Here is a 25,309-nt window from a genome sequence, read left to right as displayed (position 1 = left end):
GGGCCCGCGGGAATTAAGGAAGGAATCATGTCGCAACTGATTGACAGACGCATGAACGCCGGGAAAAAGAGCACGGTCAACCGTCAGCGTTTTCTGCGCCGTTATAAAAACCAGATAAAACGCGCGGTTTCCGAGGCGGTTGGCAAACGCAGCATCACCGAAATCGACAAGGGTGAGCAAATCAGCATCCCGGCGCGCGATATTTCCGAGCCGCACTTTCACCACGGCAAGGGTGGACGTATCGAACGGGTACTGCCCGGTAACGATAATTTCGAGACCGGGGACAGGATTCATCGCCCGGAGCACGGGGGTGGCGGCAGTGGTTCTGGGAGCGCCAGCAACAGTGGCGAGGGTGAGGATGATTTTGTCTTTCAACTCTCGCGTGAGGAATTTCTCGAGCTGTATTTTGAAGATCTCGAGCTGCCCTCGCTGGTGCGAAAAGAGCTCGCCCGCATCAATACCGAAAAAAACGTACGCGCCGGCTTTACAAGCAGCGGTACGCCCAACAATATCAACGTGCTGCGCTCCATGCGACAGGCGACCGGACGGCGAGTGGCACTTTCTTCCCCCGCCCGCAAACGCCTGCATGAGGCAGAAGCGCTGCTGGAGAACCTCTCACCTGAAAACACCGAAGAGCGTGAACGGCTCCTGCATAAAATTGAGGCTTTACGGCGCAAAATTGCGGCCGTCCCCTTTATCGACACCATTGATTTACGTTACAACCACCGCGTGCGCATTCCGGTGCCCTCCACGCAGGCGGTGATGTTTTGCATCATGGACGTTTCAGGCTCCATGGATGAAGCCAAAAAAGAAATTGCCAAGCGCTTTTTTATACTGCTCTATCTGTTTCTGACGCGTAACTATGAAAAAATCGAACTGGTCTTCATCCGCCATCATACCTCCGCCAAAGAGGTCAGCGAGGAAGAGTTTTTCTATTCGCGTGAAACCGGCGGCACGGTAGTCTCCAGTGCGCTTGAGCTGCTCGATACCCTGATTCAAACCCGCTATCCGGCAAACGCCTGGAATATTTATGTCGCTCAGGCTTCAGACGGCGACAACTGGAACGCCGACTCGCCCTATTGCCAGGAACTTTTAAGCGAGCGCATCATGCCGTTCCTGCAGTATTATGCCTACATCGAAATCATGCCGCGCCACCATCAAAGCCTTTGGGAAGTGTACCTGCAGGTGCGGCGTCGCTATCCGAATTTTGCCATGGAAAACATTGACAGCATCGCGGATATTTACCCGGTGTTTCGGGAATTGTTTCAGAGGAAGCCCGCATGAGAAAAGAACCCCTGTCCCGTGGCGCTGAGTGGACATTCGAGCTGATTGAGGCCTATGACCGCGAAATCGGACGACTCGCGCGCGATTTTAAGCTCGACACCTATCCCAACCAGATTGAAATCATCACGGCCGAACAGATGATGGATGCCTATGCCGCAGTCGGCATGCCAATCGGCTATCACCACTGGTCGTTCGGCAAGCATTTTGTGGGTGTGGAAAAAAGTTATCGCCGTGGCCAGATGGGGCTTGCCTATGAGCTCGTGATTAACTCCAACCCCTGCATTTCCTATCTGATGGAAGAAAACACGATGGCCATGCAGGCGCTCGTTATCGCGCACGCCTGTTATGGCCATAATTCGTTTTTCAAGAACAATTATCTTTTTAGAATGTGGACCTCGGCCGATGCCATCATTGATTATCTGGTCTTTGCACGCCACTATATCAGCGAATGCGAAGAACGCTATGGCATTGATGAAGTAGAATCCATCCTTGATGCCTGCCACGCCTTGATGCGCCACGGCGTTGACCGCTACAAGCATCCGCAGCCGCTCTCGATGCAGGAAGAAAGCATCCGCCAGCAAAACCGCGAGCATTATCTGGAGTCTCAGGTCAATGAGCTCTGGCGCACCATCCCCCATGCCAAACATAAAAATGAACAGGGTGAATCGCGGCGTTTTCCTGAAGAACCCCAGGAAAACATCCTCTATTTCATTGAAAAAAACGCTCCCCTGCTGAAGCCCTGGCAGCGCGAGCTGGTGCGGATTGTGCGCAAAATCGCACAATATTTTTACCCGCAGGGTCAAACCAAGGTCATGAACGAGGGCTGGGCGTGCTTCTGGCACTACACCCTCCTGCACGCACTCTATGATGAGGGGCTTGTTACCGATGAATTCATGCTCGAAGTGCTGCAAAGTCACACGAGTGTCATCATGCAGCCTGACTATAATTCGCCATGGTACAACGGCATCAACCCCTACACCCTTGGCTACCACATGATGCAGGACATCAAGCGCATGGCCCAGTCCCCCACCGAAGAAGACCGCGCCTGGTTTCCGTTTCTCGCAGGCAGCGACTGGCTCTCAAGCCTTGATACCGCGATGCGCAACTTTAAGGATGAAAGCTTTATCAGCCAGTATCTCTCGCCCAAAGTCATCCGTGATTTGCGCCTGTTTGAGGTGGTGGATGATGAAAAGAACACAGATTATCTGGTGGGTGCCATCCACAACGAAAAGGGTTATCGTCGCCTCAGGGATGTCCTTTCAAGGCAGTACAATGCCGGTTTCCTCGAGCCTGATATTCAGGTTTACGCGGTTGATGTCGAAGGTTCACGCACACTCACGCTGCACCATACGCAGCAAAACGGCATCCCGCTCGGGCCAACGACTGATGAAGTCTTAAAACACCTCCATACCCTCTGGAAATTTCCGGTGATATTACAGACGCGCGACGCAGAAGGTCACACGGTTACCGAGTACCGCTGCCCGGCAAAACCTGTGCACGAGCAGGAGTGAGCGGCAGTACGCCGCTCTTTATAGTGTTAACGGTTTAACGCGTTGCGGGATGATACTTGATGGTGAGCAATTTCATCAGCTGCTTCAGAAAGAATGCGGTTTAACTCAAAGCTGCGAATGGTAAGGCTCGCGTCAGATAACCGGTTAGATGGGTTATCGATGATACGTTGCCTCGTGTGTTGTATATTATTGCCCCCCAACACGTCTGCGACTGATTGACCCGCATTCAGCTGGAGCATGAGATCCTTCGCCATCAGGTAATTTAGTCTTCGGTTGATGGCCCGAGAATCCGCCCGCACAAAAAATCCGTTATCAAACCTTATTGCGTTTGTGTTAATCATAAACGGATTTGGCAAAACCCCCTCTGCAAGCCGGGCATTACTGTAACCCGCTATCCTTTGAGTGTATGCAAGCAACGCATCAAAATAATGGCGCTCCCTTGAGCCTTCAGGGGTTGGTTTGACGACCTCATTTATTTCGTTATCCAATGTTGCCTGTGCCGCTGGTGGCAGCATCGCTTGGATATCCTCATAATACTTCCTGCCCTTTTCTCTGCCAGAACCAGTTTGTGAACATATTTTTGCTTTTTGGGCAACGGTGATCCCATGACGCCCCACCTGACGCACAGCATCCAGTCTCTCATTCTCAGGGATACATAACAGCATCCGCTTCAGAGACTGTGGACAGCCTGGTACTGCCCGGTAAAGCAGGCTGTCTCCATTGGCAGTATCGCGCGCGAGTCTTGCTACAGTAGCTTCGTGCAAACCACTCAGAATCGTTGCCAGGGGCTCTATCGCTTCCGTTGTTCGTCTACTGCCAGTCATGGTAAAAGATGAGCTGGTACCAGCCTCCAAAGCCACATCAAGTACGGTTTGACCGAAAAGGTCTCTAACCATCACGGACTCTTCCAGTTCCTCAGGGCTCAGGTTATCAACCATCACCTTAAGCGATGCGTCATTTGCAACTGCCTCATGGACCACGTTGCTGCCCCTTCTGTCTTCCTCACTCAGGGCGGCGACTTTCGTTAGAGGAGGCATGCGGCTTAGAATCAACTGCAGAGACTTAGGCTTGTCTACTGCACGGTGCAGCACCGTATCACCATTACTGTCTTTTACAGCAACACCACCAGCTATCTGATTATCATTCATGCGAGCAAGAATCAGTGCTAAAGATTGAGAGTGATTTACCGCATTATGTAATACCGTTTCGGTAGAAAACCAGCTAAAGTTTTTTGTAACGTTTTTGGGCTGTGTCGCCGCCAATGCGACTTGTTCATCGGTCAGGCTTTCAAGGACAGCACTAACGGCATTCTCCCTGATATTAAAGTTCGCTTCAAGGCTCGACATCAACAGGTTTCGGCCATTTGCGTATGGCTCAAAAACAGCGTTCCACCTGTCAGACGCAGGTAACAGTTGAAGTATACACCTCAATGAATCCGGGAATTCTTTCGCAGCCTGAGTTAAAAGGTTCCTGACCGCACCCAGCCTCTCATCTTCAGGAAGCCTTGTAAGAATACGCGCCAGATAATCTGGATTCTCTATCACAATCTGCAACAAAAGAGGATTTTGCATCACGATTGCAGTTACGTTCTCATTAGACATCTTATCCAGAATGCACATAAGGGAGTCTAAATTCCTTGTAGTGCGAAAATGGAGTTTTTGATTTATCGCCGAATCTACAACGCTCTCACCAATGCGATTCTTTTGCATCGCCATGCCGGCCAGTTGCTCTGGCTCCAGGAAAGGCAGGATTTCACTCACAAATCGTGGTTCATGCAACGCAAGAAGCAGAACATTTTCGCCCATATTGTTAATACTGGCCAGGGCAGCGGAAATATCTTCCCCTTTCATATAGCGTAGAACGACAGACAGGGCTTCAATCATGGCCCCTGCTTCCAGTTTTGCTACTGCGTGGAGTATGGTATCACCAGAATTACGCTTAAGGGCAAACACTTCATCCAGTTGTAATCTGTTGAGTTTGCTTAAAAAACCATTCAGGAGCCTCGGGGAGCGTGCTGCAAGAAACAACAAGGGCGCCCCGGCGGAGTCCTGTTGTTTTAATGCCGTGAATACGGCTTTATTTGCATCCTCTACCGATAGAGCATCGAAGAAGTGACGAATCACCTCATCTGAAGGGCGTTTCGGCTCCACACTGTCTGAAGCGTGTCTTATCATCGCTTCTGCAAGCGTCATCCAGTAGGTTTCGTTGATTATCTCTGCCTTATCCCTGTATCGCTCGAGGAGCTGCTGAAGCATATCCAATCTTCCCCGCAATACCGCCTCGGCGGCCAGTTCGCTGATACTCGCACCATCCGGTACTACGTTATAGTCATCAATGATTTGAAAGATAAGTTCTACACTCGCATCGTACTCCAGCAATTCACTCGCTATCTGTGCGATGTGCTCCGCGCAGATGTAACCGGGAAATCCTGTTGTCCACGGTCTCTGCCCCTTAACATCCCCGGGAAATATGAACCTTGGGAAATGAAAAAAGTAACGGATGGCAGGGTTATAATAGGCATGTGGTTGTTGTTGCTGATTGACAATGAATGACAGGAGATTGTGAAAATTCTCGCGAAATACGGGCGACCATGTTGACTGCGGGTAACACAGTGCGTGCAAAAGAATACGGTTTATACGGTACGTTGATGCCTCCAGCACACCTTCTTTACACCATGCCTGAAGTACTTCATCATCAACTCGGATTTCAGGCGTGGCCGCGAGCTCTCCGTTGGGACGCTCTCTGAGAATTAGCTGATACAGTTCGATAAGCTGATTATTTGTGTGAAATAATTCAATACCATTAGGGATTTGACGGGTGTTTTGAAAAAAATTGATGACAAAATCTGAGGTTTTTTCACCAGCGCCCTCAACAAGGCGTACAGATTGCGGATTACCCGGAATAACGTGACTGGGGCGAGCGGACATAATTGCATTTCCTTTACACTCAGTATATTTATTGATCAATGATACTATAGGAGCTCGCTGTAAACAAGATGGACATAAAAAATCAGGGTGTTTAGCACAGATGACGGCATAAAGAAGTGCGCCAGTCAGGACTGTCAGGCATGCATTAATGTAAAGAATCGGGTGAGGGTCGCGCTTGTGGTGGGGCATCTCTACAGAAAGGGCGCGGGCGCACACGTCTTCGCGCACCTGATTGCGTTAGCGATAAATCTGGTGAACCTTTTAGCAGAAAAACCAACCAATTAAGCCTCGAGGTGCTTTCTTCAGAAAGCCACCTCGAGGAAACGCTTTAACTGCATTTGGTCAATACTTTATTGCCCCGATTATACGTACAGAGGCCAAAAAAGTTATTCGCATCACCATTCAGCGGCTGCTTGTCATAGAGCGAAAAGTAATAGGAATCAAACGTATCCGTCGTCGCGCGACTCAGCCACCAGGCGTAATAAGCCTTCTCATTCGCAAGAGACGCATTCGGATTCTGGCCAGCGTTATACTGGCTCGGCCAGCCTTCTTCCGTGACCGTTACCGGCTGCGAATAAAGCGCCTTTACAGCGAGGTATCTGTTACGAAACTGCGTCTGTGAAGGGCTTGGGTACGCCGGTTGCTCTGGTGACCAGTAGGGATAAATGTTTGCCCCTACAAAATCGAGTTTTGGGATAATGCCATAGGGGTCAAACGTTGATGCAGGCGACTTCGCGAGCATCAGCAGCGCGCCATCCTGCTGAGCCGTAGACAGTGGCACCGGATTACTTAAAAGCCCGTTTTTAATGGTCGTTAAATCTTCTGAAATATGCCCCTGCACCAGCGTATTGGGCGTTGTAAAATTCCAGTTGTAGATGTCTTCATTACCGACCACAATCCCGATAATGCATTTTTTACCGCCCACGTTGTATTTTTTAACGCTGGCAATGGCGGCACTCACCTGTTGCGCCCTCGCGGTATTACACCAGGTGCTGCAATTATCGGCCGCCGGGTCAAACTCATACACCCCAAGCAGCAGCTTCATGCCAAGCGGACAGGCAATATCCGCCATGGTGGCCGTTTGTTGGCCATTCACGGTGGATACTATCGAATAGAAGGTTTTGACGACGGTAAAGCCATTTGCCTTTGCCGTCTGAAAATCCTTCGTCATCTCATTTTTCATCGTTTGAATGTTATTCTTCACCTGCGCATCCGTATACACTTTGCTGTGCGCCGGGTCGTAATTAATGCCGCGCGTAATCGCCATTGCCGAAAACGCGCTTAAAAACAGCATGCAGCCTATAGACTTCTTCATGGTAAATTTCCCTTTCAATCAATGAAACGCCGTCCACCAGAGATTCCCCCAATGCGGTATCTCAAAAGCGGGTGTTGGCTCGCAGCTCGTGAAACGCCCCTCGGCATTTAAGGTGCACTGATACACATCCCCAAACAGTGCGGTGGCCGTACCAAAATCGGTGACGTAGGCATACTGCACGCCGCCAAAGGTTTCAAAGTTGACCGTACGCGGACTCCAGTCCGGCGTACCGGCGACAGGTGTCGCAAGACAGGTATCAAAGCGACCGCTGGCAGTTAATCGACACTGAAACACTTCACCGCCATCATCCGCGACATACGCATACTGCGTGCCGCCAAAAGTTGCGAACGTCACTGACTTTGGCAGCCATTCAGACACACCAGCACCTGGCATCGTGACCGCGCAGGGGCTAAAGAGGCCATCGCCAGTCAAGCCGCACTGGAAAATTTCGCCATTGCCACTCGCCACATAGGCATACTGCACCCCGTTAACCGTTGCAAATGTCGTTGACGATGGCACCCACACCGGTGGTTCAGAAGCGGTTGCCGGTCGGCAGGTGCTGAAAGTTCCGTCCATGTTCAGGGCGCACTGGAACACCTGCTCAACATCGTCCGCCACATACGCATAACGCGTACCGTTGACACTGGCAAAGCTGACTCCTGACGCATGGTGATAAACTTCAGCACCTGCGGGTGTTAACGCCGTGCAGATATCGAGCGCGCGCTCAGCCGTTAAGCTGCAGCGATACACAATGCCGTCAGGCCAGGAGGCCACATAGGCATAATCGGTTGCCCCGAATGTCGCGAAGGTGATGGATTCCGGCGTCCAGTCCGGTGCGCCAGTGACTGGCGAAGGTTCACAGCGATCGAGTGTGCCGTTAACGTTTCCCCGGCATTTATACACAACGTTATTAAACCCGGATGCGTTGTAGGCATAACGCTGCGGCGTCAGGGTGACGGTTTTCACTTCACAGCTCACCCCGCTTCCGCTGCCGTTCAGGCACAGTTTGATATCAACGGTCCCCGGCGCACCCGTCAGGATGATTTTTGCAGGCACCGTATCACTGACAGAAAAAAGGTAAAAACCGGCGCTGGTGGGAGTCATCTGACTGACCTTATAGCCAGGCGTCAAAATTTGAATCCCAGCTTTGGGGTAGGTCCAGTCTGGTGTCAGGGTGGTGATGGTTAAGGTATCCACAAAGGCCGAAACATTGAAAAACGTTCCCGGCCGCATTGTCTCGGTGCTGCTCGCCGCCTGAAGTGGCTGAGTGGCGCTCATGAAAAAGGCCATACCGGCCAGCATTATTCCTTTAAACATGTCTGATTCCTTTCGCGTTAAGAATAACGGTTACACGGTCACCGAGCACACGAGCGCATTGGCATACGTGTTACCGGTACTCAGCGTATCGAGGTACTGCTCATTGACCCGATGCAGATTGCCCTTGCCAAGGTAGAAGAAGCGATATCCGCATTCAACCGGAAGCGCGCCAATGAGGTTATTCATGCGAAGACCGACTCCTGCCATCGCGCTGAACGTGGTGGTGTTCGCGCGACCAAAGGCGTTATCGGGCGTTACTGACGCAATAAGCGGCGTCTCACGATAGTCTGAAAGGCGCATAAAATTCGGCCCCACTCCGGCATCCATGGTCACGGCATACCGCGGATTATCCATGTCGATAATGGCTTTGGCAGCCGCATAAAGCGGCAGATTTTCAATGCTGTAGCGATAGCTGAGATTCGTGAACACACCTTCCTGAATAATGTTTCCACGAACATGCGTTTCCCCAAGATAAAAAAGGTTCACGCCATAAGAAAAGTGCATGCGCTCGCGCGACCAGGCGTCAAAATAGAGGCCAACCCCGGCAAGCCCGCTCATCTGGCCGTTATCCTCTACGGTATAACGGTTACCAACAAGCCCATCAATGTTTATCTGCTGCGATTTTCCCTGAGACGCTCCGAAAAATCCTCCCTGAAGCGGCACCGACCAGGATTTGGTACGCGCATCCTGCCCCATTGTGCCCGCAAAAGCGGCGAGCGGCAGCAGGAGACTGGCGGCAAGCACGTGTTTTTGTATACGCAATGGCATAATCGTCCTTAATTATTTTGTAACCATTCACCACGTTCACCGAAAAGCCATATTTGGCGCATGGATTAGCGGCTTTGAGGGTGTGTCATCATGAGCACCCCAACCGAAGATAAGACGCTATTACATCCTGAGCAGGTCGTCAAGGGCGGCACGCCTGCCTGTTCAGTGAATACCGCGCAGGGGATGCAGCAGGAGCGGCATCAGTGATATGATGCCGCCCATCACTTCGTTACCATCAGACTCATGCCCAAAACGACACTGACAATCGCCACCCGACAAAGTCCGCTCGCGCTGTGGCAGGCGGAGCACGCGCGCGCGCGCCTGCTTGCGTGCCATCCAAAGCTCTCCGTCAATCTGCTGCCGATGCGCACGCAGGGTGATAAATTCCTCCAGGATACGCTGGTCGCTGTTGGCGGTAAGGGGCTTTTTGTCAAGGAGCTTGAAGAAGCGCTGCTGGACGGGCGCGCCGATGTGGCGGTGCATTCCATGAAAGACATGCCGGCGCATCTGCCAGATGGACTGATGCTTGGCGGGGTGTCTGAGCGCGCTAATCCGCTGGATGCCCTCATAAGCCCAAAATACCGAACGCTAGCGGCTCTGCCAGTGGGAGCGCGGGTGGGTACCGCGAGCCTCAGGCGCCAGTCACAGCTTTTGCGCGTGCGTCCTGATTTGCACATCGAATGCCTGCGCGGCAACTTGCAGACGAGGCTTGCAAAACTTGAAAGTGGTGCGTTTGACGCCATCGTACTTGCCTGCGCCGGTCTTGAACGACTGGGACTTGAGGCACATATTACGGAAGTATTTTCACCAGATGTACTGCTGCCTGCCTGCGGCCAGGGCGTGCTTGGATTTGAACTGCGTGCCGATGACGCGGCAGTACACGCGCTCTTGTCCCCACTTTTTGATGCACAAACGGCGCGCTGCATCGAGGTTGAACGCCGGGTGAATGCCGCCCTTGGCGGCAGCTGTCGCACCCCGATGGGCATATACTGCCACACCACCGACAAGGATCTGCTCACGCTTCGTGTACGCGTCCTTGCCGCCAATGGCGGAGAAATGCTGGAAGCCCATGCTGTCGGAAAAGAGGCTGATGCCCTTGCTGATGCCGTGGTGGCTGATTTACACGCCCGAGGCGTCACACGGCTTTTGCCATCATGAAGGCGTCTTTAAAGGGGCTTCGCGTGCTGAATACCCGCCCCAAAGACCGCGCGCGCGCCCTGACTGACGCCATTGTGGCAAGAGGCGGTGTGTCCGTTGAGTTCCCGGCACTCTCCATTCTTCCGACCCCGCTCGAGTGGCTGGACACCCTGCCACCGGCGCACGAGGTGCAAATCGCCCTTTTCACCAGTGCCAATGCCGTTTTATGGGCCATGGATGCACTGAAGCGCCATAACTGGCCGCTTCCAGAAGTTATTGCCATCGGCAGCGCCACAAGGCACGCACTCCTTGATGCCGGCGTCAAGAACGTGATTTGCCCGGACATACCGGACAGCGAACATGTCCTCGAACTCCCAGAGCTTCAGGCAATCAGCGGACAGCGTATAGTGCTTTTTCGCGGTGAGGGCGGGCGTCGCCTGCTCGCCGATACCCTTAAAGCACGTGGCGCTCATCTTCATGAGGCAGCCGTGTACCGGCGCGAACTTCCGCAGGCGGATAACGGCGAAACGGCCAAAATCTGGCAGGAATGCGCTGTCGATATTATACTTTGCACAAGTACGGAAGCCCTGCATAACCTTTTTACCCTCTTTGGCAAAGAGGCGCTTTCCTGGCTGTGCGCCACGCCCTGGCTGACTGCGGGAGAACGTGTCGCGCATGAGGCGCGTGCGCGGGGCGTGCAAAACGTGTTCAGCGCACCGGCCGATGCACTGTTGCAGGCGCTGGTTAACTATCATCAAGGAATGGGCCATGCAGAATGAAAATGGGGAAAAAGCGACTTCCAAAACCCTGGAAACGACGGGGGCGCCCTCAGAGGTGAAAGCCACTGAAGGCCACAGGCGCCGACCCTCTGGCGTCAGTCTGCTGTTACTCGGGCTGGTAGCGGGCGGGGCGTTTCTTCTCTGGCAACAGCATGACGCGCTGCACACGGAGATGCTTGGACTGACTGCCGATAACAGCCTCCTGCGCGAAGAACAAACCCGCCTGCAAACCCGCCTGCAAACGCTCACAACGACCGATGCTGCCAACCGCGAGGCGCTTGGCGCGCAGTTCAACACCCTGGCGCGCGAAGTACGCGAAAGCCTTCAGCAAAAAGACATTGACGCCAATACGTGGATGCTGCCCAAGGCCCGCTATTTTCTTGAGCTGGCGCGCATGAATGCCACCTGGAGCAACACGCCAGAGACTACCATTGCCCTCCTGCAACAGGCGGACGCACTGCTCGCTCTCATCACCTCACCGGACGTCAGCAAGGTGCGCAAGGCCATTGCCGCCGAAATACTTGCCATCAAAGCCACTCCCGCCATCGATACCACGGGCCTGCTGAGTCAGCTTGATGCCGCACGCGAGGCGCTTGTCACCCTGCCGCTCGATGACCGGCTTATCGCTAAAGAAACAAACGTTACAGCGGCAGAGAACCAGCAACCAGAATCGCGCACCTGGCGCACACGTTTGCAGGAAAGTGTCGGGCTTCTAGAAAAGCTGGTCGTTGTCCGCCAGCAGACGGATGGCCTCGCTCCCCTTCCGACCCCTCTTCAGGAGGCTGTTATTCGGGAAAGTGTACGCCTTAATCTCGAGGAAGCGCAGTGGGCACTGCTTCGCTCCAATCAAGCCATATGGCAATTTGCGCTTAACCAGGCGATGGACAGCATCAGGCGGCATTTTGATACTGACGCTCCTGCCACGAAAGCTGTCTCAGAATCGCTTGAGGCACTTAAAAACACGCCCCTCACGGCTTCCGCTCCCGCCCCGATGCGGGCACTCCAGATGCTAAACGACATGCTTCAGGTACCTGCCGGGACACCGGCGGATGAAGCTGGGAGCCCCACATCATGACACGATTTTTATGGGCGTTTGGCCTTTTTACTGCCGCGGTACTTGCCGGCGCGCTGCTTGGGCATGATGCGGGCCTTGTTTACATTGCCATCGGCGGCTACAGCATTGAAACCACCGTACTGGTTGCAGCGGGTCTGTTGTGCCTTTTTTTGCTGCTGCTCTCTTTGTTTTCACGCATCCTGCATGCGCTGTTCAGCCTGCCTCGGCGCTTTCAGCGCTGGCATGCTCGATTTCGCCTGCGTCGCGCCAAGGCAAAAACCCGTCGCGGACTCATCGCCTTCAGTGAGGGTTACTGGCGAGAGGCGCGGGATGCGTTAATCAGCGCGGCCGATAACACCGACACGCCCCTGCTCAATTATCTGACCGCCGCCCGCGCAGCACAGGAGCTCGGCGAATCCCCGCTCAGGGATGATTACCTGCGCCGCGCAGAAGCGTCCATGCCGGAAGCCACGATTGCTGTTGAGCTGACTCAGGCACAGCTGCAGCTTGCGAATAACCAGTGGGAACAGGCACTGGCAACGCTGCGCCACCTTCAGGACATCGCGCCAAAACATCCATACGTTCAGAAACTGCTCATGGAACTCTATGCAGCCCTTGGCGACTGGACGCATCTTGAAGCGCTCCTGCCAGAGCTGCAGCGCAATAAAACAGTGGATGCAGGCCGTCTGCAGGAAATTACGTTAAAGACAAGGCTTGCAGGGATAAAGCGCCTTCTAATGGAAAAAAACGCCAATGGACTTTTGCAGCTTTTAAAAAGCCTGCCAAAGTCTCTCGCAAACGACCCGCGCTTTCTGGCTCCCTGGGCCCGTGCCATGCTGCAGCTCAGCAGCGAAGACGCCTGCTTTCGCACGCTGCAAAAAGCCCTGCAGAAATCCGCAGACTCGGCGCTTCTTGAGGTATTTTCCTGCATCAAAACGCCACAGGCACTGGCGTTTTCAGAGTCCCTGCTGAGCAAATATCCCAATTCCGCACCGCTTCTTTTGTGCATCGCGCAACAGGCCGCCTCCCTGCAACTCTGGGGAAAGGCGCGACATGCCGTAGAAAAAAGCATCAGTATTTCACCCACACCAGAAGCCTGCGCCACCCTGGGGCAGCTGCTTGAACAATTCGGAGAAGACCGGCAGGCGTGCGCAGCCTACCGGCAGGGGTTGGAGAACGTCCTCAAAGAAAAGCCGTCAGCCGACTGAGTCACGTGGCTCAGTGTTGACATGCATCTTCACAATGAAGCTCCGTACGCTCTACCTGAATGGTCGCGTGATGGATGCGGTGGGTTTCGCGCAGGCGCTTTGCAAGCTGCAGGCGCGCCTCATCGCTTAAGGGCGCATCCGGCATCCAGAGGTGTACGGAGAGCGCATTTTCAAGCGTGCTCATCGCCCAGATATGTAAATCATGCACATCCTTTACCCCAGGCTCGGCAAGCAGCATTTCACGCACCGCATATAAAGAAATCTGGCGCGGCACGCCATCGATAATCAGGCGAAAACTGTCGGAAAAAAGTGACCAGGTGCCTTTTAGCACAATGGCTGCAATCAAAAGACCAACCACAGGGTCAATCCAGAGCCAGCCGGTTACATAGAGAATGCCTGCCGCCACAACAACGCCTGCAGAAATCAGCGCGTCATACACAAGGTGTAAAAAGGCTGAGCGAATGTTCAAGTCGTGCGAACCGCGCATAAAGAGAAGCGCTGTCGCGCCGTTAACGACAATCCCAATCCCGGCGACCACCATCACCGATACGGCCTTGACCTCTTCGGGCGCAAAGAGCTGATAGACTGCTTCCGTTGCGATGATACCGCAGCTGAAAATCAACAAGGTGCCATTGGCAAGGGCCGCGAGAATCGAGGATTTTTTCATGCCATAGGTCGTGGCGGATGTCGGGCGGCGTTTTTGCAGGCCATTGGCAATCCAGGCGAGCACCAGCCCCAGCACATCTCCAAGATTATGCACCGCATCGGCGAGCAGGCTCGTGGAGTTGGCAATCCATGAGAAGAGAATCTGCGCCACCACAAAAAGCCCGTTCGCAACGACCGCTATCAGAAACGCGCGGTTAAAGGTATCCGGCGCGTGTGCATGCGTATGACCATGGTGATGACTGTGCTCGCTCATTGTGTGTCCTTTCTGTTTAACGTGCAGCTTGTGCAGGCTGGTGCTTCATAGAATTCCACGCCTATGCGAATGCGCTCTCGTTCATTTTTACGCCGCCACGCATTGGTGTCGCGCAGCGAATACACGCAGCCACAATACTCCTGCTTGTAGAAGTTTTCGCGTTTGGCGATTTCATACATTCTGGCAGCTCCGCCATTTTTGCGCCAGTTCCAGGTCCAGTACTCCATCCCGGGATAACGTGCGGCCGCCCGCAGGCCACAGTCGTTAATCTGGTTCATGTCTTTCCAGCGGGAGATGCCAAGGGAGCTGCTGATAACCGGAAACCCGTGCTCATGCGCGTAAAGCGCCGTACGTTCAAAGCGCATGTCAAAGCACGCCGTGCAGCGTTTACCGCGCTCCGGCTCCCACTCAAGACCTTTGACGCGCTCAAACCAGTTGTCTTTGTCGTAATCGGCATCAATAAAGGGGATTTTGTGCTTTTCGGCAAAGGCAATATTTTCGTCTTTACGCAGGCGGTATTCCTGTTCGGGATGAATATTCGGGTTATAGAAAAAGATGGAAAAATTAATATTGGAATAGAGCAGCGCTTCCATCACCTCTCCAGAACAGGGCGCACAGCAGGAGTGCAGGAGCAGTTTATCGGCTCCGTTTGGAAGGACAAGCGTCTCACGCTGAAGCATTGCGGGTGTCCTCCAGATTAATAAAATGGGTGCGATACCATGCGAGTTCGGCGATGGAGTCATAAATGTCAGCCATGGCCAGATGGCGCGACTCTTTGGTCACACCGGAGAGAATGGAAGGCTTCCAGCGTTTGGCAAGCTCTTTAAGCGTGCTGACATCGAGGTTTCGGTAGTGGAAAAATTCCGCGAGCTTTGGCATGTAGCGGTAGAGAAAACGCCTGTCCTGACAGATACTGTTGCCGCACATTGGCGATTTTCCGGCATCAAGATACTGGCGCAGAAAGTCGATGGTGGCAGCCTCTGCCTCCGCTTCGGTAACGGTACTTTCCCGCACCCGCGCCACGAGTCCCGACTGGTTGTGCTGGCGGGTGTTCCAGGCATCCATGGCAAGGAGCGCCTCTTCCGGCTGATGCACGGCGAGTACCGGCCCCTCGGCAAGGATATTGAGGTTCGAGTCAGTGACCAGTGTGGCAATTTCGATAATGCGACAGGTATCAGGCTCAAGCCCCGTCATCTCTAAATCAATCCAAATCAGATTCGTGTTGTTTTTCATCATTTTTCCACTGTTTCAGGCATTCTGTAATGGCTAAAAGGCGCGCACGCGCTACTGCCTCGCCAATAGCATCCCCGGTTAATCCACGTCTGTCGGCACGCGCTGAACGTGCGGCCTGCCACACGGCTTCCCAGGCGCTGGCCACGGGACTTGTCGACGCTTCTGCTCTCAAAGCATCGGCGGTACAGGCGGTCAGAAACGCTTTAAAGCGCTCTGGGCGGCGATAGGCATCCGTTTGCAGCAGCAGACGGGCAATAGTCTCCGGGCGCAGTTCAAAAAGGCGGTGAAACGTGCCATGAAAGCGCGCCACAAGGACCGCCAATGTACGGTAATCGTTCGGAATGCGCAACCTCTCACACAAGGATTCTATCCGCTGCACGCCCGCTTCTTCGTGACCGTAATGATGCGGCCAGCGTGCGGGCCTGGTTTCGGCCTTGCCAAGGTCGTGCAGGAGTGCTGCAAATCGCACGAGGGGGCTGTCGCTTAGGCGCGCGGCCGTCTGTAAAACCTGCAGAGTATGAACGCCCGTATCAATTTCAGGATGCCAGCGCGGTGGTGAGGGCACACCAAAGAGTGCGTGAAGCTCTGGAAAGAGCACCGCCAGCGCACCACAGGCGCGCAGCGTTTCAAAAAACACCTCAGGCGCGGCTTCTGTCAACGCTTTCTGGCACTCCTGCCAGACACGTTCAGGCACCAGATAATCAAGCTCGCCGTTTTTGACCATCGCAAGCACGAGGCTGCGCGTCTCTGGTGCGAGCGTAAACCCAAGCGGCGCGAAGCGCGCAGCAAAACGCGCAAGCCTCAGCACCCGCACCGGGTCTTCGACAAAAGCCGGGGATACATGCCGCAGCAGTCGCCGTTCAAGGTCTTCCCGCCCGCCAGAAGGGTCAATCAGACGGCCTTTATCATCGCGCGCCATGGCGTTGATGGTCAGGTCACGGCGCACAAGGTCTTCATCGAGTGTAACTTCGGTGCCAAATTCACACTGAAATCCGTGATAACCATGCCCCACTTTGCGCTCCCGGCGCGCAAGCGCATATTCTTCCTGCGTTTCGGGGTGTAAAAACACCGGGAAATCCCGCCCTACCTGACGATATCCCAAACGCGTCAAATCTTCAGGGCGTGCACCCACCACCACCCAGTCGCGCTCTTTCACCGTGAGCCCCAACAGGGCATCGCGCACGGCGCCCCCTACCAGAAACACTTTCATTCTGTGCTTTTTGCCTTCATACTTGCCAGTATGACAACGTTACGGTGAGGGCTGTCGGCTGTCAACTGCCGCGCCAAAAACACCATGGTGACCATTTTTCGATGAGCAAGCGGCGCATCAACAAACAACAGTCCACGCGCATTGCGAGTGTCCAGCAGAGTTATCACAGCGAGGGCGAAGCGCGGCCCGGGCGCGTGCTCGTGCGTTTCGGCAAGCACGCCGAGGTGGAAGATGAAGACGGCGTCCTTGTGCACTGCGCCCTTCGCCCAAACCTGCCGCCACTGGTGGCGGGCGATCGCGTGCTTTGGGAAGCGCGCGCGCCGGGTCAGGGCGTAGTGGTATCTCAATTTCCGCGAAGCAGTGTGCTCGAGCGCGCGGGTCTGCATAACACGGTTAAACCGGTTGCGGCGAACCTCACGCAGCTCCTTGTCGTCATCGCCCCCATGCCTCTGCCGTCCTGGGCACTCGTAGACAGCTACATGGCACTGGCCTGCATGCAGGGACTTTCCGTGTGTCTGGTGCTGAACAAAGTCGACCTTCCCTGTGAAGACGCACGCCACATGCTCGCACATTATCAGGCACTGGGATTTAAAACACTGACCCTTTCACGTGATTTACCCCTCACGCCACTTGAAGCGGTGCTGAAGGATGAAATCAGTGTGTTTGTCGGCCAGTCAGGCGTTGGCAAGTCGTCCCTCATCACGCGCCTGCTGCCACACCGACCGGCACTCGAAACCGGCGAGATATCGGAGCGCACCGGGCTTGGGCGGCATACAACGAGCCACTCACGGTATTTTCACCTGCCGCATGGTGGGGCGCTGGTGGATTCGCCGGGCGTGCGCGAATTCAGTCTGACACACCTGAACTTTCCAGCACTTGCCGGTACTTTCCCTGAGTTTAAGCTTAATAGCTGTCGCTTTAGAAACTGCAACCATGAAGATGCCCCAGGATGCGCCATTCTTGAGGCAATCGCGCAAAACCGCGCGCTCAGCCATCGCTATCCGAGCTTTCTCGCGCTCTTTGCGCGGGTTGAAAAGGGAACGCCACCGAGGCGTAATGCGTAAAATACCTTGTATTTCTAAAGGCTGGGCTGAGCGCCGCATCGGATATCCCCAAAGGCCGGATATTTTTTTCGCGCATCCTGTCCCGCGCTTATCAGCGCAGGCTACAGTGCAAAATTAAGTTATTGTATTTAAACGGTTTTGTAGGCTGGGTTGAGCGAAGCGAAGCCCGGCATCGGGTATCCCCAAAGGCCGGATGCTTTTTTCGCGCATCCTGTCCCGCGCTTATCAGCGCAGGCTACAGTGCAAAATTAAGTTATTGTATTTAAATGGTTTTGTAGGCTGGGTTGAGCGAAGCGAAGCCCGGCATCGGGTATCCCCAAAGGCCGGATGCTTTTTTCGCGCATCCTGTCCCGCGCTTATCAGCGCAGGCTACAGTGCAAAATTAAGTTATTGTATTTAAATGGTTTTGTAGGCTGGGTTGAGCGAAGCGAAGCCCGGCATCGGGTATCCCCAAAGGCCGGATGCTTTTTTCGCGCATCCTGTCCCGCGCTTATCAGCGCAGGCTACAGTGCAAAATTAAGTTATTGTATTTAAATGGTTTTGTAGGCTGGGTTGAGCGAAGCGAAGTCCGGCATCGGGTATCCCCAAAGGCCGGATATTTTTTTCGTGCATCCTGTCCCGCGCTTATCAGCGCAGGCTACAGTGCAAAATTAAGTTATTGTATTTAAATGGTTTTGTAGGCTGGGTTGAGCGAAGCGAAGCCCGGCATCAGGTATCCCCAAAGGCCGGATGTTTTTTTCGTGCATCCTGTCCCGCGCTTATCAGCGCAGGCTACTGCATTTTATAGATAAAACAAACACTTATCGGATTAATTGAGCGCCGCGAAGCCCGGCATCGGATATCGCCGCCTGTCAGGTGTTTTATCGTGCACCCCTGCCTAAGCTTATCAGCCCTGCGAGCAAAAGATTTTTAGAGGATAGGTGATTAATTTTGAATAAAATCATGATTTATCCCTTGGCAGAATGAAAACCTTATTGATAATCATTTTCATTTGGGGTAGAGTAATCGCTTTCATACTGTCCTTAAAAAATACAATGAAAGCAAAAAAACTGCCCTCCACCCTGCTGCGCTATAGTCTTGTTGCCGGCGCATCCCTGATTATCGGTTTCATGAGCTTTGGCAGCATGTACTCGCTGCTTCCGCTCCTGCCGCTTGCGGTGGTGAGTTTTATCTGGGCCGTGGTCTATGAGGGTGAAATCTTTTCCCAGAATCTGCGAAACGGTTTTAAAAAACTCTTTCAAAAAGACTATCTCGAGCGCTATCTTGGCAAGCAGTTTCTGGCGCGCCTGTATCAAAAGCAACACGCACTTTTTGATGAGAGTGATACGCCCGACAGCAAGGAAGCCCCTCTGTTTTTCCGTGATTATGGACGTGCGCTCAAAAGCCTTGAAGCCTTTGCGCACCAGCCGCTCAACAGCGCCGACAAGACTCGCAAAGCCTTTATCAAGCGCACACTGCGCGACATGGAATACTGGTTTGCAAAACAGGTCTTTACAGCACGAAACCACCCTGCTGATGAAGATGAGGAAGAAGACTCTGCTTTCGTACGTTATCGCCAGTACATGCAGGCATTTCTTCAAGACAACAAACAGGAAAAATGGCAGACGTTGCTCGAGCGTCGTCGGAAAATGTATTACGCCACCGTGGCTTTTTGCATCCTTGTTGCCGGTTTCACCGGGCTTGGCACCACATGGCTCCTGATGGAAGCCTTCAGTATTCTGCCGTTTCTTGCCGGTATATCGGGCCCGCTGCTGCCGGCGCTGATTATCCCGATGAGCGTCTTTGCCGGCATCGCCTATGGCCTGCTGACGTATAACAACGTCACCGACATGATTAACAATAAAACCGTGCAGCGCTGGTATAAAAAGGTGGTTGAAGCGTTTCAAAAACCCTCCTGGAAAAGTGGCATTCTCGTGCTCAGTGCGCTTTTACTGACGGCACTGGCCGTGACTCTCACGGTGTTCACCGCCGGCACCTGGTGGACGGTCGCCAAAACAGCTACACCACTCTTTAGCGCCATGCGCCATATCCCAACCATTGTCATCGGCCTTTTTACGGGCCTTGGCGCACTCTTTTTCAATCTTGAAAACACCAGTGAAACGCTCGGCATGCTTGAAGACGCCATGCCCGAAAAAGGCAATCCGCTACAGTGGATGTGGGCGTTTATCGTTAAAACCACGGGAGAGAACTGGGAACTCTTGAAAAAGACCTGGGAGCAGGAGTCATGGGGACAGCGTTTGAATCCTGCACGCGCACTCCTCTTGATAAGCGGCCTGCCCTCGCGCCTTGCAAGCTTTATCGTACACATGCTGAGCATGGGGCTTGGCGATGCGCGCACGCCCGGTGTTCCAATGGTGATTTCAGGGACCTTTAACGTCATCGGTGAAGCGCCTGAGTTACATATGTTTTTCAGTGCACATGACTGTGCGCACGGCCACGACCACCACGACCACCACGACCACCACGACCACCACGACCACCACGACCACGACCATGGCCATGAGCATGCTCACGCTCAAAAAATGCAACGCCATCCGCTGCCGGCCTGGTTACGGTCAAAGCCTGGTCACTCCCATGAGGGCGACCTTCCCTCACGCATGCTGAAGTGGGCGATGCTGCCTGTGTATGTTCTGGCCGCAGTGTGGGACCGAGCCTTTGGCGGCATGGATGATGCTGTTGACGCCTTTGAACGTCACTGGGGCAGCACGCCGCTCAGCGCCTGGAAAGAAGCGCTGTCTGACTGGTGGCACCAGTTAAGGAATCCGGAGAATGCCACGGCAGCCGTTAACGCGGACTCCATACCCGCCATTGCCTGTGAACCCGGGCTCTCGCATGCCTGGCAGCAAACGCAGGTGGATTTTCGCATTGAACAGTTTAAAGTGCGCCATCTCAATGCCGTTGTGGGTTCTAAGACGGCCGCAGAGAAACGCGAGGCCTTGACTGCGTTACAGCAAAGCGTGAAAAATGCTCTCGATGCAGACAGTATTGATAGTGCAGTGCGCAGCACGTTTCAGGATGAAAGCATCAACGCTCACCGGTTTTTTGCTTCCAGCCGTCCAACTGCCACTCGGGGGTTTGTTGAAGCGCTCCCGGCCAAGGTGTTGATGCCGCAATCGGCTTAACCGAGCAGCGTTCGCAGCGCATCCAGGTGGCTGCGGGCGGTTGCCATTTTGGCCTCCGGCGAGCGCTCGCTGCCGGTGTGCCCAAACCACTCCAGATGCTCCTGTGGCAGTTCCTCCAGAAAGCGGCTGGGGATGCAGTCCTGCAGCTCGCCTGCACGGCGGCGGCGTTTGGCAAGCGTCATGCAAAGCGCTTTCTGGGCGCGCGTTATCCCGACATAGGCCAGACGCCGCTCTTCTTCGATTAAATCCGCGTCCATGCTGACCCGATGCGGCAGCAGCTCCTCTTCCATGCCCACAAGATACACAAAAGGAAACTCCAGCCCCTTTGAGGCATGCAGCGTCATGAGCTGCACCGTATCCCGCGCGCCATCTTCCGCTTTATCGAGCACATCGACAAGAATCAGAGCATTCACGACATCCTGCAGCGTGCGCGAGGGGTCGCGCTTCCACACCCGCTCCACCATGGCGAGCAGTTCCCAGACATTGTCCATGCGTTTTTTAGCGCGCACGGGCGTGTCGGACTGCTCATAAAGCCAGGCCTCATACCCGCTCTCCTCTACCAGCTGCTGCAGGCGGGCAGGGCCATTTTCGGACGTGAGATCGGATGAAAAGCCTGAGAGCCATGCGCGAAACTCCCGCAGTTTCACGCGCGGCCTTTCCTGAAGCAGTGACTCAAGCGCCAGGTGGTCACAGCTGCCATAAAGCCCCTTTCCCTGCGCACGCGCATAATGCCCAAGCGCCTCAAGGCTTGTCTCGCCAATCCCGCGATTCGGTGCAGTTATGGCGCGCACAAAAGCCGCGTCATCGGTCGGATTCCCAAGGAGCCTGAGATAGGCGAAGACATCCTTGATTTCCGGTTTGGCAAAAAACGACTGCCCGCCGCTCAGCGTGTAAGGAATGCCCTGCTGGCGCAGTACGGTCTCGAACACCCGCGCCTGGTGGTTGCCGCGATACAGTATGGCATAATCGCCAAATTGACTGCCATGGCGCAGTTTATGGCTGATTAAATCCGCAACCACCTGGTCGGCCTCATCCACTTCATCGCGGCAACTGACTACCCGCAACAGCTCCCCTTCACCAAGGGTACTCCAGAGTTTTTTTTCATAGAGGTGCGGATTATTGGCAATCAGGTGATTGGCCGTGTGCAGAATGCGCCCGGTAGAACGGTAATTCTGTTCAAGCTTGATAACTCTGAGGTTGTTGAAGTCTTTGGACAGTTGCAGCAGGTTCTCAGGCTGCGCGCCTCGAAACGCATAAATGGACTGATCATCATCCCCCACCACGGTAAACTGACCGCGAACCCCGACGAGGAGCTTCATGAACGCATACTGGCTCATGTTGGAGTCCTGGTACTCATCAATCAGGAGATGGCGCACGCGCTCCTGCCATGTAAGCAGCACATCTGGACATTCCTGCAGCATCTTAACCGGGAGCTGTATGAGGTCGTCAAAATCCACGGCATTATAGGCGCGCAGCGTACTGTTGTAGCGGACATAACAGGCAGCTGCGTCTTCAAGGCCCGGGTGCGGTTGCGCGAACACATCCTCCGGCATCAGGAGGGCGTTTTTCCAGCGGGAAATCTGCTGCTGCAGCCCGCGCAGAAATTCGCGGTCATTCGCGCGCCCCTGCGGCAGAAACGCCCGCAAAATCTGGAGGCAGTCTTCACTGTCAAAAATGGAAAAGCCACGGCTCAGGCCACAGCGTTCCGCATCCCGGCGCAAAAGACTCAGGCCAAGCGTATGAAACGTAGACACCTTAAGGCCACGGCGCAGGGGAGTCGGCAGAACAGCCGCCACGCGCTCACGCATGGAATTGGCGGCCTTGTTGGTAAACGTCACGGCAAAAACGCTGTTGGCACGGTACCCGCACTCTTGAAGCAGCCAGGCGATTTTCTGCGTAATCACACGCGTCTTGCCACTGCCGGCTCCCGCCAGCACCAGCAGGGGACCATCAATATAGCGTACCGCGGCCATTTGCTGGGGGTTTAACATGCACCACTCACTACGTCAAAAGCACGAATTATCCCGTGCGCCGAATATTCGCGCAATGGTATACTCCAAGTTTTGAGGATTTGGCATGGACAACCTTCAGACCTTTGTGTTTGAGCACGCACCGGTTCGCGGTGCCATTGTGCGTCTGCAGGACACCTTCATGACGGTCATTGAGCAGCGCGATTACCCGCCTAAAGTACGCGAGCTGCTGGCCGAGGCAATGCTCTCCTGCCTGCTGCTTGCGAGCAGCATCAAGTTTGAGGGCGATCTTATTCTGCAGTTTAAGGGGGATGCCGCCCTGCCACAGCTTCTGGTTCAGTGCGACCACCAGTTACACCTGCGCGCCCACGCCCGCTTTGATAAAGAGGCATCTGATGCCGATTACTCCCGGGCTTTTCAAAGTGGCACGCTAATCCTCGCCATCAACCAGCATCAGCAGACAGAAACCTATCAGAGCATGGTGCCCCTCAATTCTGCGTCCATGGCGGAGAATCTCATGCAGTATTTCGCGCAGTCTGAACAAATTCCCACGAAAGTCTGGCTGGCGGTGGGCAAAGACCGGGCTGCCGGCATGCTGCTGCAGATGCTGCCAGGAGGCGACTCCAGTGCGCGCGAACACTTTTGGGAATATGCCGTGGTTTTAGGCGATACCGTTAAGGATGAAGAACTTTTACAGCTTGATAATATCCAGCTTTTACACCGGTTATACCACGAGACGGATGTGCGCCTTTTTGAAGCGCGGGACGTGCAGTTTCGCTGCCGCTGTTCACGCGAGAAAATGCAGCAGGCTTTACGCATCCTTGGGCAGGAGGAAGCCAATGCCCTCCTGAAAGAGCGCGGCGATATCAGCATGTGCTGTGAATTTTGCAACCGCGAATACCGCCTCGACAGCATTGATGTCGCGATGGTATTCACGTCTTAACGCTCACTGCACGACTTCCCCGCCCTCTCCTGGCATGCGCGCATCAAGCAGCATGCCGGGCAGATATTCCATGCGCATGGCCTGAAGAATCTGGCGCAGCACGTTAAACTGCGAACTGAGAGAGAGGTATAGCGCCCCGCTCTCACGCCCTTCCATTTCACCGGCATGCTGGTAAGCCGCCTGCCCGATATCGGCATAATAGGTGAGCCCGACATTACGCCGTCTGGCAATCCCCGGAAAAAGACCACAAAAAAGCAGGCTTTTATCGCCCACATCGCGCATGAGAAGGGACTTTCGCTGACGCAGTGCCTTCATGGATTCGAGCACATCAAGCGCCAGAACCGATTCCAGCATGTGGGGTGCGCCGGTGTAGCGCATCAGGAGAAACACGAGGTAACTTTCAGTATCTTCTTCGAGTAAAAGACGCGTTGCAGCCTGCGCCTCATTGACCAGCGCGTGCCACTGACTGGTGTCGGTGGGGTGCAGAATCAGCGTTTTCATGGCTACTCCCCGATAATGCCTCTACCCTGAGTGTAGCAAAAAACATGCCGCCCCTTCTGGCAACGGATGGCGAGCAGGATGAGGTGATACACTGCTGAACCGTAACGCCCGCATACACTTCCTCGTCAAGCAGCGATTGCATGCGCTCACCCATGCAATCGCTGATGGCACTGACGACTCTTTCAAGGGCATTACCGCTTACAAGCGCATTGAAAACAGCCAGGTTTTGAAAGAGTGGCAGGAAGAGCGCGCACTGTTTGTCTACATCGAGCGGTTTCACAAGGTCGAGGAGCCTGCCAAAAGCATCGGGGGCAAGCTGCGCCATCATCGTTACCATGGACTGATCACGCGCATCAAGGCGTCCGATAATTTCGAACAGGGTGTCCGGGGCAAGGTCGTGCATCAGTGAAAGCACATCTATCAGAGCGGCGGGACAGGTATTAATCAGCAATCGAGTCACGCACAGACCAGTTTGCAGAATCAGTGGCTGCAACAGACTGGCACGCGCCACAGGCGCTAATGTCAGTAAAAATGGCACTAAAACGCCTTTGGGCAATAAATGACGGCTGGCAAAATAGCCTGCAAGTCCGAGAAGGTTGAGGCCCTTGTGATTGGTCGCACAGGCAAGGTTTTCTTGCTGTTGCACCTCGAGAAACGCCACGATTTTTAAGAGCGTCCCCAAAAAGTCGGGATAATGGCGCAATATTGCCTGCACTGCATTTTGTCCAAATCCGCCAGAGGCGCCGGCAAGCACCTGAAAGACCGCTTCCTGAGCGGCCGCCTTGCTGGGAAAAGAGGCGCGCAGCAGGTGTTCGACACCCCCTTCAAACACCTCGGAAGATTTTATACCGGCGGCCGCCACCTCCTCTGTGAAAAGGGTTTTTAAAAGTGCTTCGGGGGTCAACATCCAGTGTGTGCTCCTTTAGCATGCATCCTGTCAATCAATTGCATTGGTGGTGAAAAGTGCGGGTACTCTAAACGAGATATGCAGGAAATTCAAAGGTAACCATTCACCACGTTCACCGAAAAGCCATATTTGGCGCATCT

General features: G+C 54.2%; 20 protein-coding genes. 9 read left to right on the top strand and 11 right to left on the bottom strand.

Features of this window, described 5'->3' with window-relative positions; translation table 11 throughout:
- The first annotated feature begins 27 nt into the window (after positions 1-27).
- Together E4T54_RS06965 and E4T54_RS06960 are read left to right on the top strand one after the other, a co-directional pair.
- Complete coding sequence (locus E4T54_RS06965) at positions 28-1,284, top strand: YeaH/YhbH family protein (RefSeq protein ID WP_028387312.1); 1,257 nt, start codon at positions 28-30, stop codon at positions 1,282-1,284.
- Positions 1,281-2,795, top strand: coding sequence for a SpoVR family protein (locus tag E4T54_RS06960; RefSeq protein ID WP_028387313.1), 1,515 nt, complete (start codon positions 1,281-1,283; stop codon positions 2,793-2,795). The genes E4T54_RS06965 and E4T54_RS06960 overlap by 4 nt, the downstream gene beginning before the upstream one ends.
- 26 nt (positions 2,796-2,821) lie before the next feature.
- On the opposite strand, the gene E4T54_RS06955 is transcribed toward E4T54_RS06960, so the two are convergent.
- The 4 genes from E4T54_RS06955 to E4T54_RS06940 form a co-directional block, all read right to left on the bottom strand.
- A complete protein-coding gene (locus tag E4T54_RS06955) occupies positions 2,822-5,722 on the bottom strand; it encodes an ankyrin repeat domain-containing protein (protein WP_028387314.1) in 2,901 nt (966 codons plus the stop codon).
- A gap of 328 nt (positions 5,723-6,050) precedes the next feature.
- Complete coding sequence (locus tag E4T54_RS06950) at positions 6,051-7,037, bottom strand: glycoside hydrolase family 17 protein (RefSeq protein ID WP_028387315.1); 987 nt, start codon at positions 7,035-7,037, stop codon at positions 6,051-6,053.
- An 18-nt stretch (positions 7,038-7,055) separates the two neighbouring features.
- Positions 7,056-8,354 carry a hypothetical protein gene (locus E4T54_RS06945; RefSeq protein ID WP_028387316.1) on the bottom strand — a complete coding sequence of 433 codons (1,299 nt, stop codon included), beginning with the start codon at positions 8,352-8,354 and terminating at the stop codon, positions 7,056-7,058.
- Between the two features lie 30 nt (positions 8,355-8,384).
- A complete protein-coding gene (locus E4T54_RS06940; protein ID WP_028387317.1) occupies positions 8,385-9,122 on the bottom strand; it encodes a hypothetical protein in 738 nt (245 codons plus the stop codon).
- A 243-nt stretch (positions 9,123-9,365) separates the two neighbouring features.
- Between E4T54_RS06940 and hemC the strand changes: the two genes are divergently transcribed.
- The 4 genes from hemC to E4T54_RS06920 are packed head-to-tail and all read left to right on the top strand — an operon-like array spanning position 9,366 to position 13,300.
- Positions 9,366-10,280 carry a hydroxymethylbilane synthase gene (hemC, locus tag E4T54_RS06935; protein ID WP_028387318.1) on the top strand — a complete coding sequence of 305 codons (915 nt, stop codon included), beginning with the start codon at positions 9,366-9,368 and terminating at the stop codon, positions 10,278-10,280.
- Complete coding sequence (locus E4T54_RS06930) at positions 10,277-11,038, top strand: uroporphyrinogen-III synthase (protein ID WP_028387319.1); 762 nt, start codon at positions 10,277-10,279, stop codon at positions 11,036-11,038. The genes hemC and E4T54_RS06930 overlap by 4 nt, the downstream gene beginning before the upstream one ends.
- Positions 11,028-12,113 (top strand): uroporphyrinogen-III C-methyltransferase, encoded by a 1,086-nt coding sequence (locus E4T54_RS06925; protein ID WP_051551055.1) that lies wholly within the window; start codon positions 11,028-11,030, stop codon positions 12,111-12,113. The genes E4T54_RS06930 and E4T54_RS06925 overlap by 11 nt, the downstream gene beginning before the upstream one ends.
- The gene (locus E4T54_RS06920; protein WP_028387320.1) at positions 12,110-13,300 is read left to right on the top strand and encodes a heme biosynthesis HemY N-terminal domain-containing protein; all 1,191 of its coding nucleotides are present in this window, start codon (positions 12,110-12,112) and stop codon (positions 13,298-13,300) included. The genes E4T54_RS06925 and E4T54_RS06920 overlap by 4 nt, the downstream gene beginning before the upstream one ends.
- Before the next feature lie 10 nt (positions 13,301-13,310).
- Here E4T54_RS06920 and E4T54_RS06915 read toward each other — a convergent pair whose 3' ends face one another.
- Genes E4T54_RS06915 through E4T54_RS06900 form a run of 4 tightly spaced genes read right to left on the bottom strand, consistent with a single transcriptional unit; the run spans position 13,311 to position 16,662 of the window.
- Positions 13,311-14,219 (bottom strand): cation diffusion facilitator family transporter, encoded by a 909-nt coding sequence (locus E4T54_RS06915; protein WP_028387321.1) that lies wholly within the window; start codon positions 14,217-14,219, stop codon positions 13,311-13,313.
- Positions 14,216-14,899, bottom strand: coding sequence for an epoxyqueuosine reductase QueH (locus E4T54_RS06910; RefSeq protein WP_028387322.1), 684 nt, complete (start codon positions 14,897-14,899; stop codon positions 14,216-14,218). The genes E4T54_RS06915 and E4T54_RS06910 overlap by 4 nt, the downstream gene beginning before the upstream one ends.
- Complete coding sequence (orn, locus tag E4T54_RS06905) at positions 14,886-15,452, bottom strand: oligoribonuclease (RefSeq protein ID WP_028387323.1); 567 nt, start codon at positions 15,450-15,452, stop codon at positions 14,886-14,888. The genes E4T54_RS06910 and orn overlap by 14 nt, the downstream gene beginning before the upstream one ends.
- Complete coding sequence (locus E4T54_RS06900; protein ID WP_028387324.1) at positions 15,421-16,662, bottom strand: multifunctional CCA addition/repair protein; 1,242 nt, start codon at positions 16,660-16,662, stop codon at positions 15,421-15,423. Before E4T54_RS06900 ends, orn begins: the two co-directional genes overlap by 32 nt.
- Positions 16,663-16,763: 101 nt before the next feature.
- Here E4T54_RS06900 and rsgA point away from each other — a divergent pair, with 101 nt between their 5' ends.
- Together rsgA and E4T54_RS06890 are read left to right on the top strand one after the other, a co-directional pair.
- Positions 16,764-17,726 carry a ribosome small subunit-dependent GTPase A gene (rsgA, locus tag E4T54_RS06895; protein ID WP_028387325.1) on the top strand — a complete coding sequence of 321 codons (963 nt, stop codon included), beginning with the start codon at positions 16,764-16,766 and terminating at the stop codon, positions 17,724-17,726.
- A 1,034-nt stretch (positions 17,727-18,760) separates the two neighbouring features.
- The gene (locus E4T54_RS06890; RefSeq protein WP_028387326.1) at positions 18,761-20,848 is read left to right on the top strand and encodes a hypothetical protein; all 2,088 of its coding nucleotides are present in this window, start codon (positions 18,761-18,763) and stop codon (positions 20,846-20,848) included.
- Here the strand turns inward: E4T54_RS06890 and E4T54_RS06885 are convergent.
- The gene (locus E4T54_RS06885) at positions 20,845-22,839 is read right to left on the bottom strand and encodes a UvrD-helicase domain-containing protein (protein ID WP_028387327.1); all 1,995 of its coding nucleotides are present in this window, start codon (positions 22,837-22,839) and stop codon (positions 20,845-20,847) included. The genes E4T54_RS06890 and E4T54_RS06885 overlap by 4 nt on opposite strands.
- Before the next feature lie 85 nt (positions 22,840-22,924).
- Here E4T54_RS06885 and hslO point away from each other — a divergent pair, with 85 nt between their 5' ends.
- Positions 22,925-23,761 carry an Hsp33 family molecular chaperone HslO gene (gene hslO / locus E4T54_RS06880; RefSeq protein WP_028387328.1) on the top strand — a complete coding sequence of 279 codons (837 nt, stop codon included), beginning with the start codon at positions 22,925-22,927 and terminating at the stop codon, positions 23,759-23,761.
- Positions 23,762-23,764: 3 nt separating this feature from the next.
- On the opposite strand, the gene E4T54_RS06875 is transcribed toward hslO, so the two are convergent.
- Together E4T54_RS06875 and E4T54_RS06870 are read right to left on the bottom strand one after the other, a co-directional pair.
- Complete coding sequence (locus tag E4T54_RS06875) at positions 23,765-24,262, bottom strand: hypothetical protein (RefSeq protein ID WP_028387329.1); 498 nt, start codon at positions 24,260-24,262, stop codon at positions 23,765-23,767.
- Positions 24,204-25,169, bottom strand: coding sequence for a hypothetical protein (locus E4T54_RS06870; protein WP_028387330.1), 966 nt, complete (start codon positions 25,167-25,169; stop codon positions 24,204-24,206). Before E4T54_RS06870 ends, E4T54_RS06875 begins: the two co-directional genes overlap by 59 nt.
- Positions 25,170-25,309: the final 140 nt, after the last annotated feature.

The sequence above is a fragment of the Legionella geestiana genome (assembly GCF_004571195.1).
Taxonomy (GTDB): domain Bacteria; phylum Pseudomonadota; class Gammaproteobacteria; order Legionellales; family Legionellaceae; genus Legionella_B; species Legionella_B geestiana.
The sequence above is the reverse complement of the archived record's forward strand: the minus strand, read 5'-3'. Positions and strand labels throughout refer to the sequence as shown.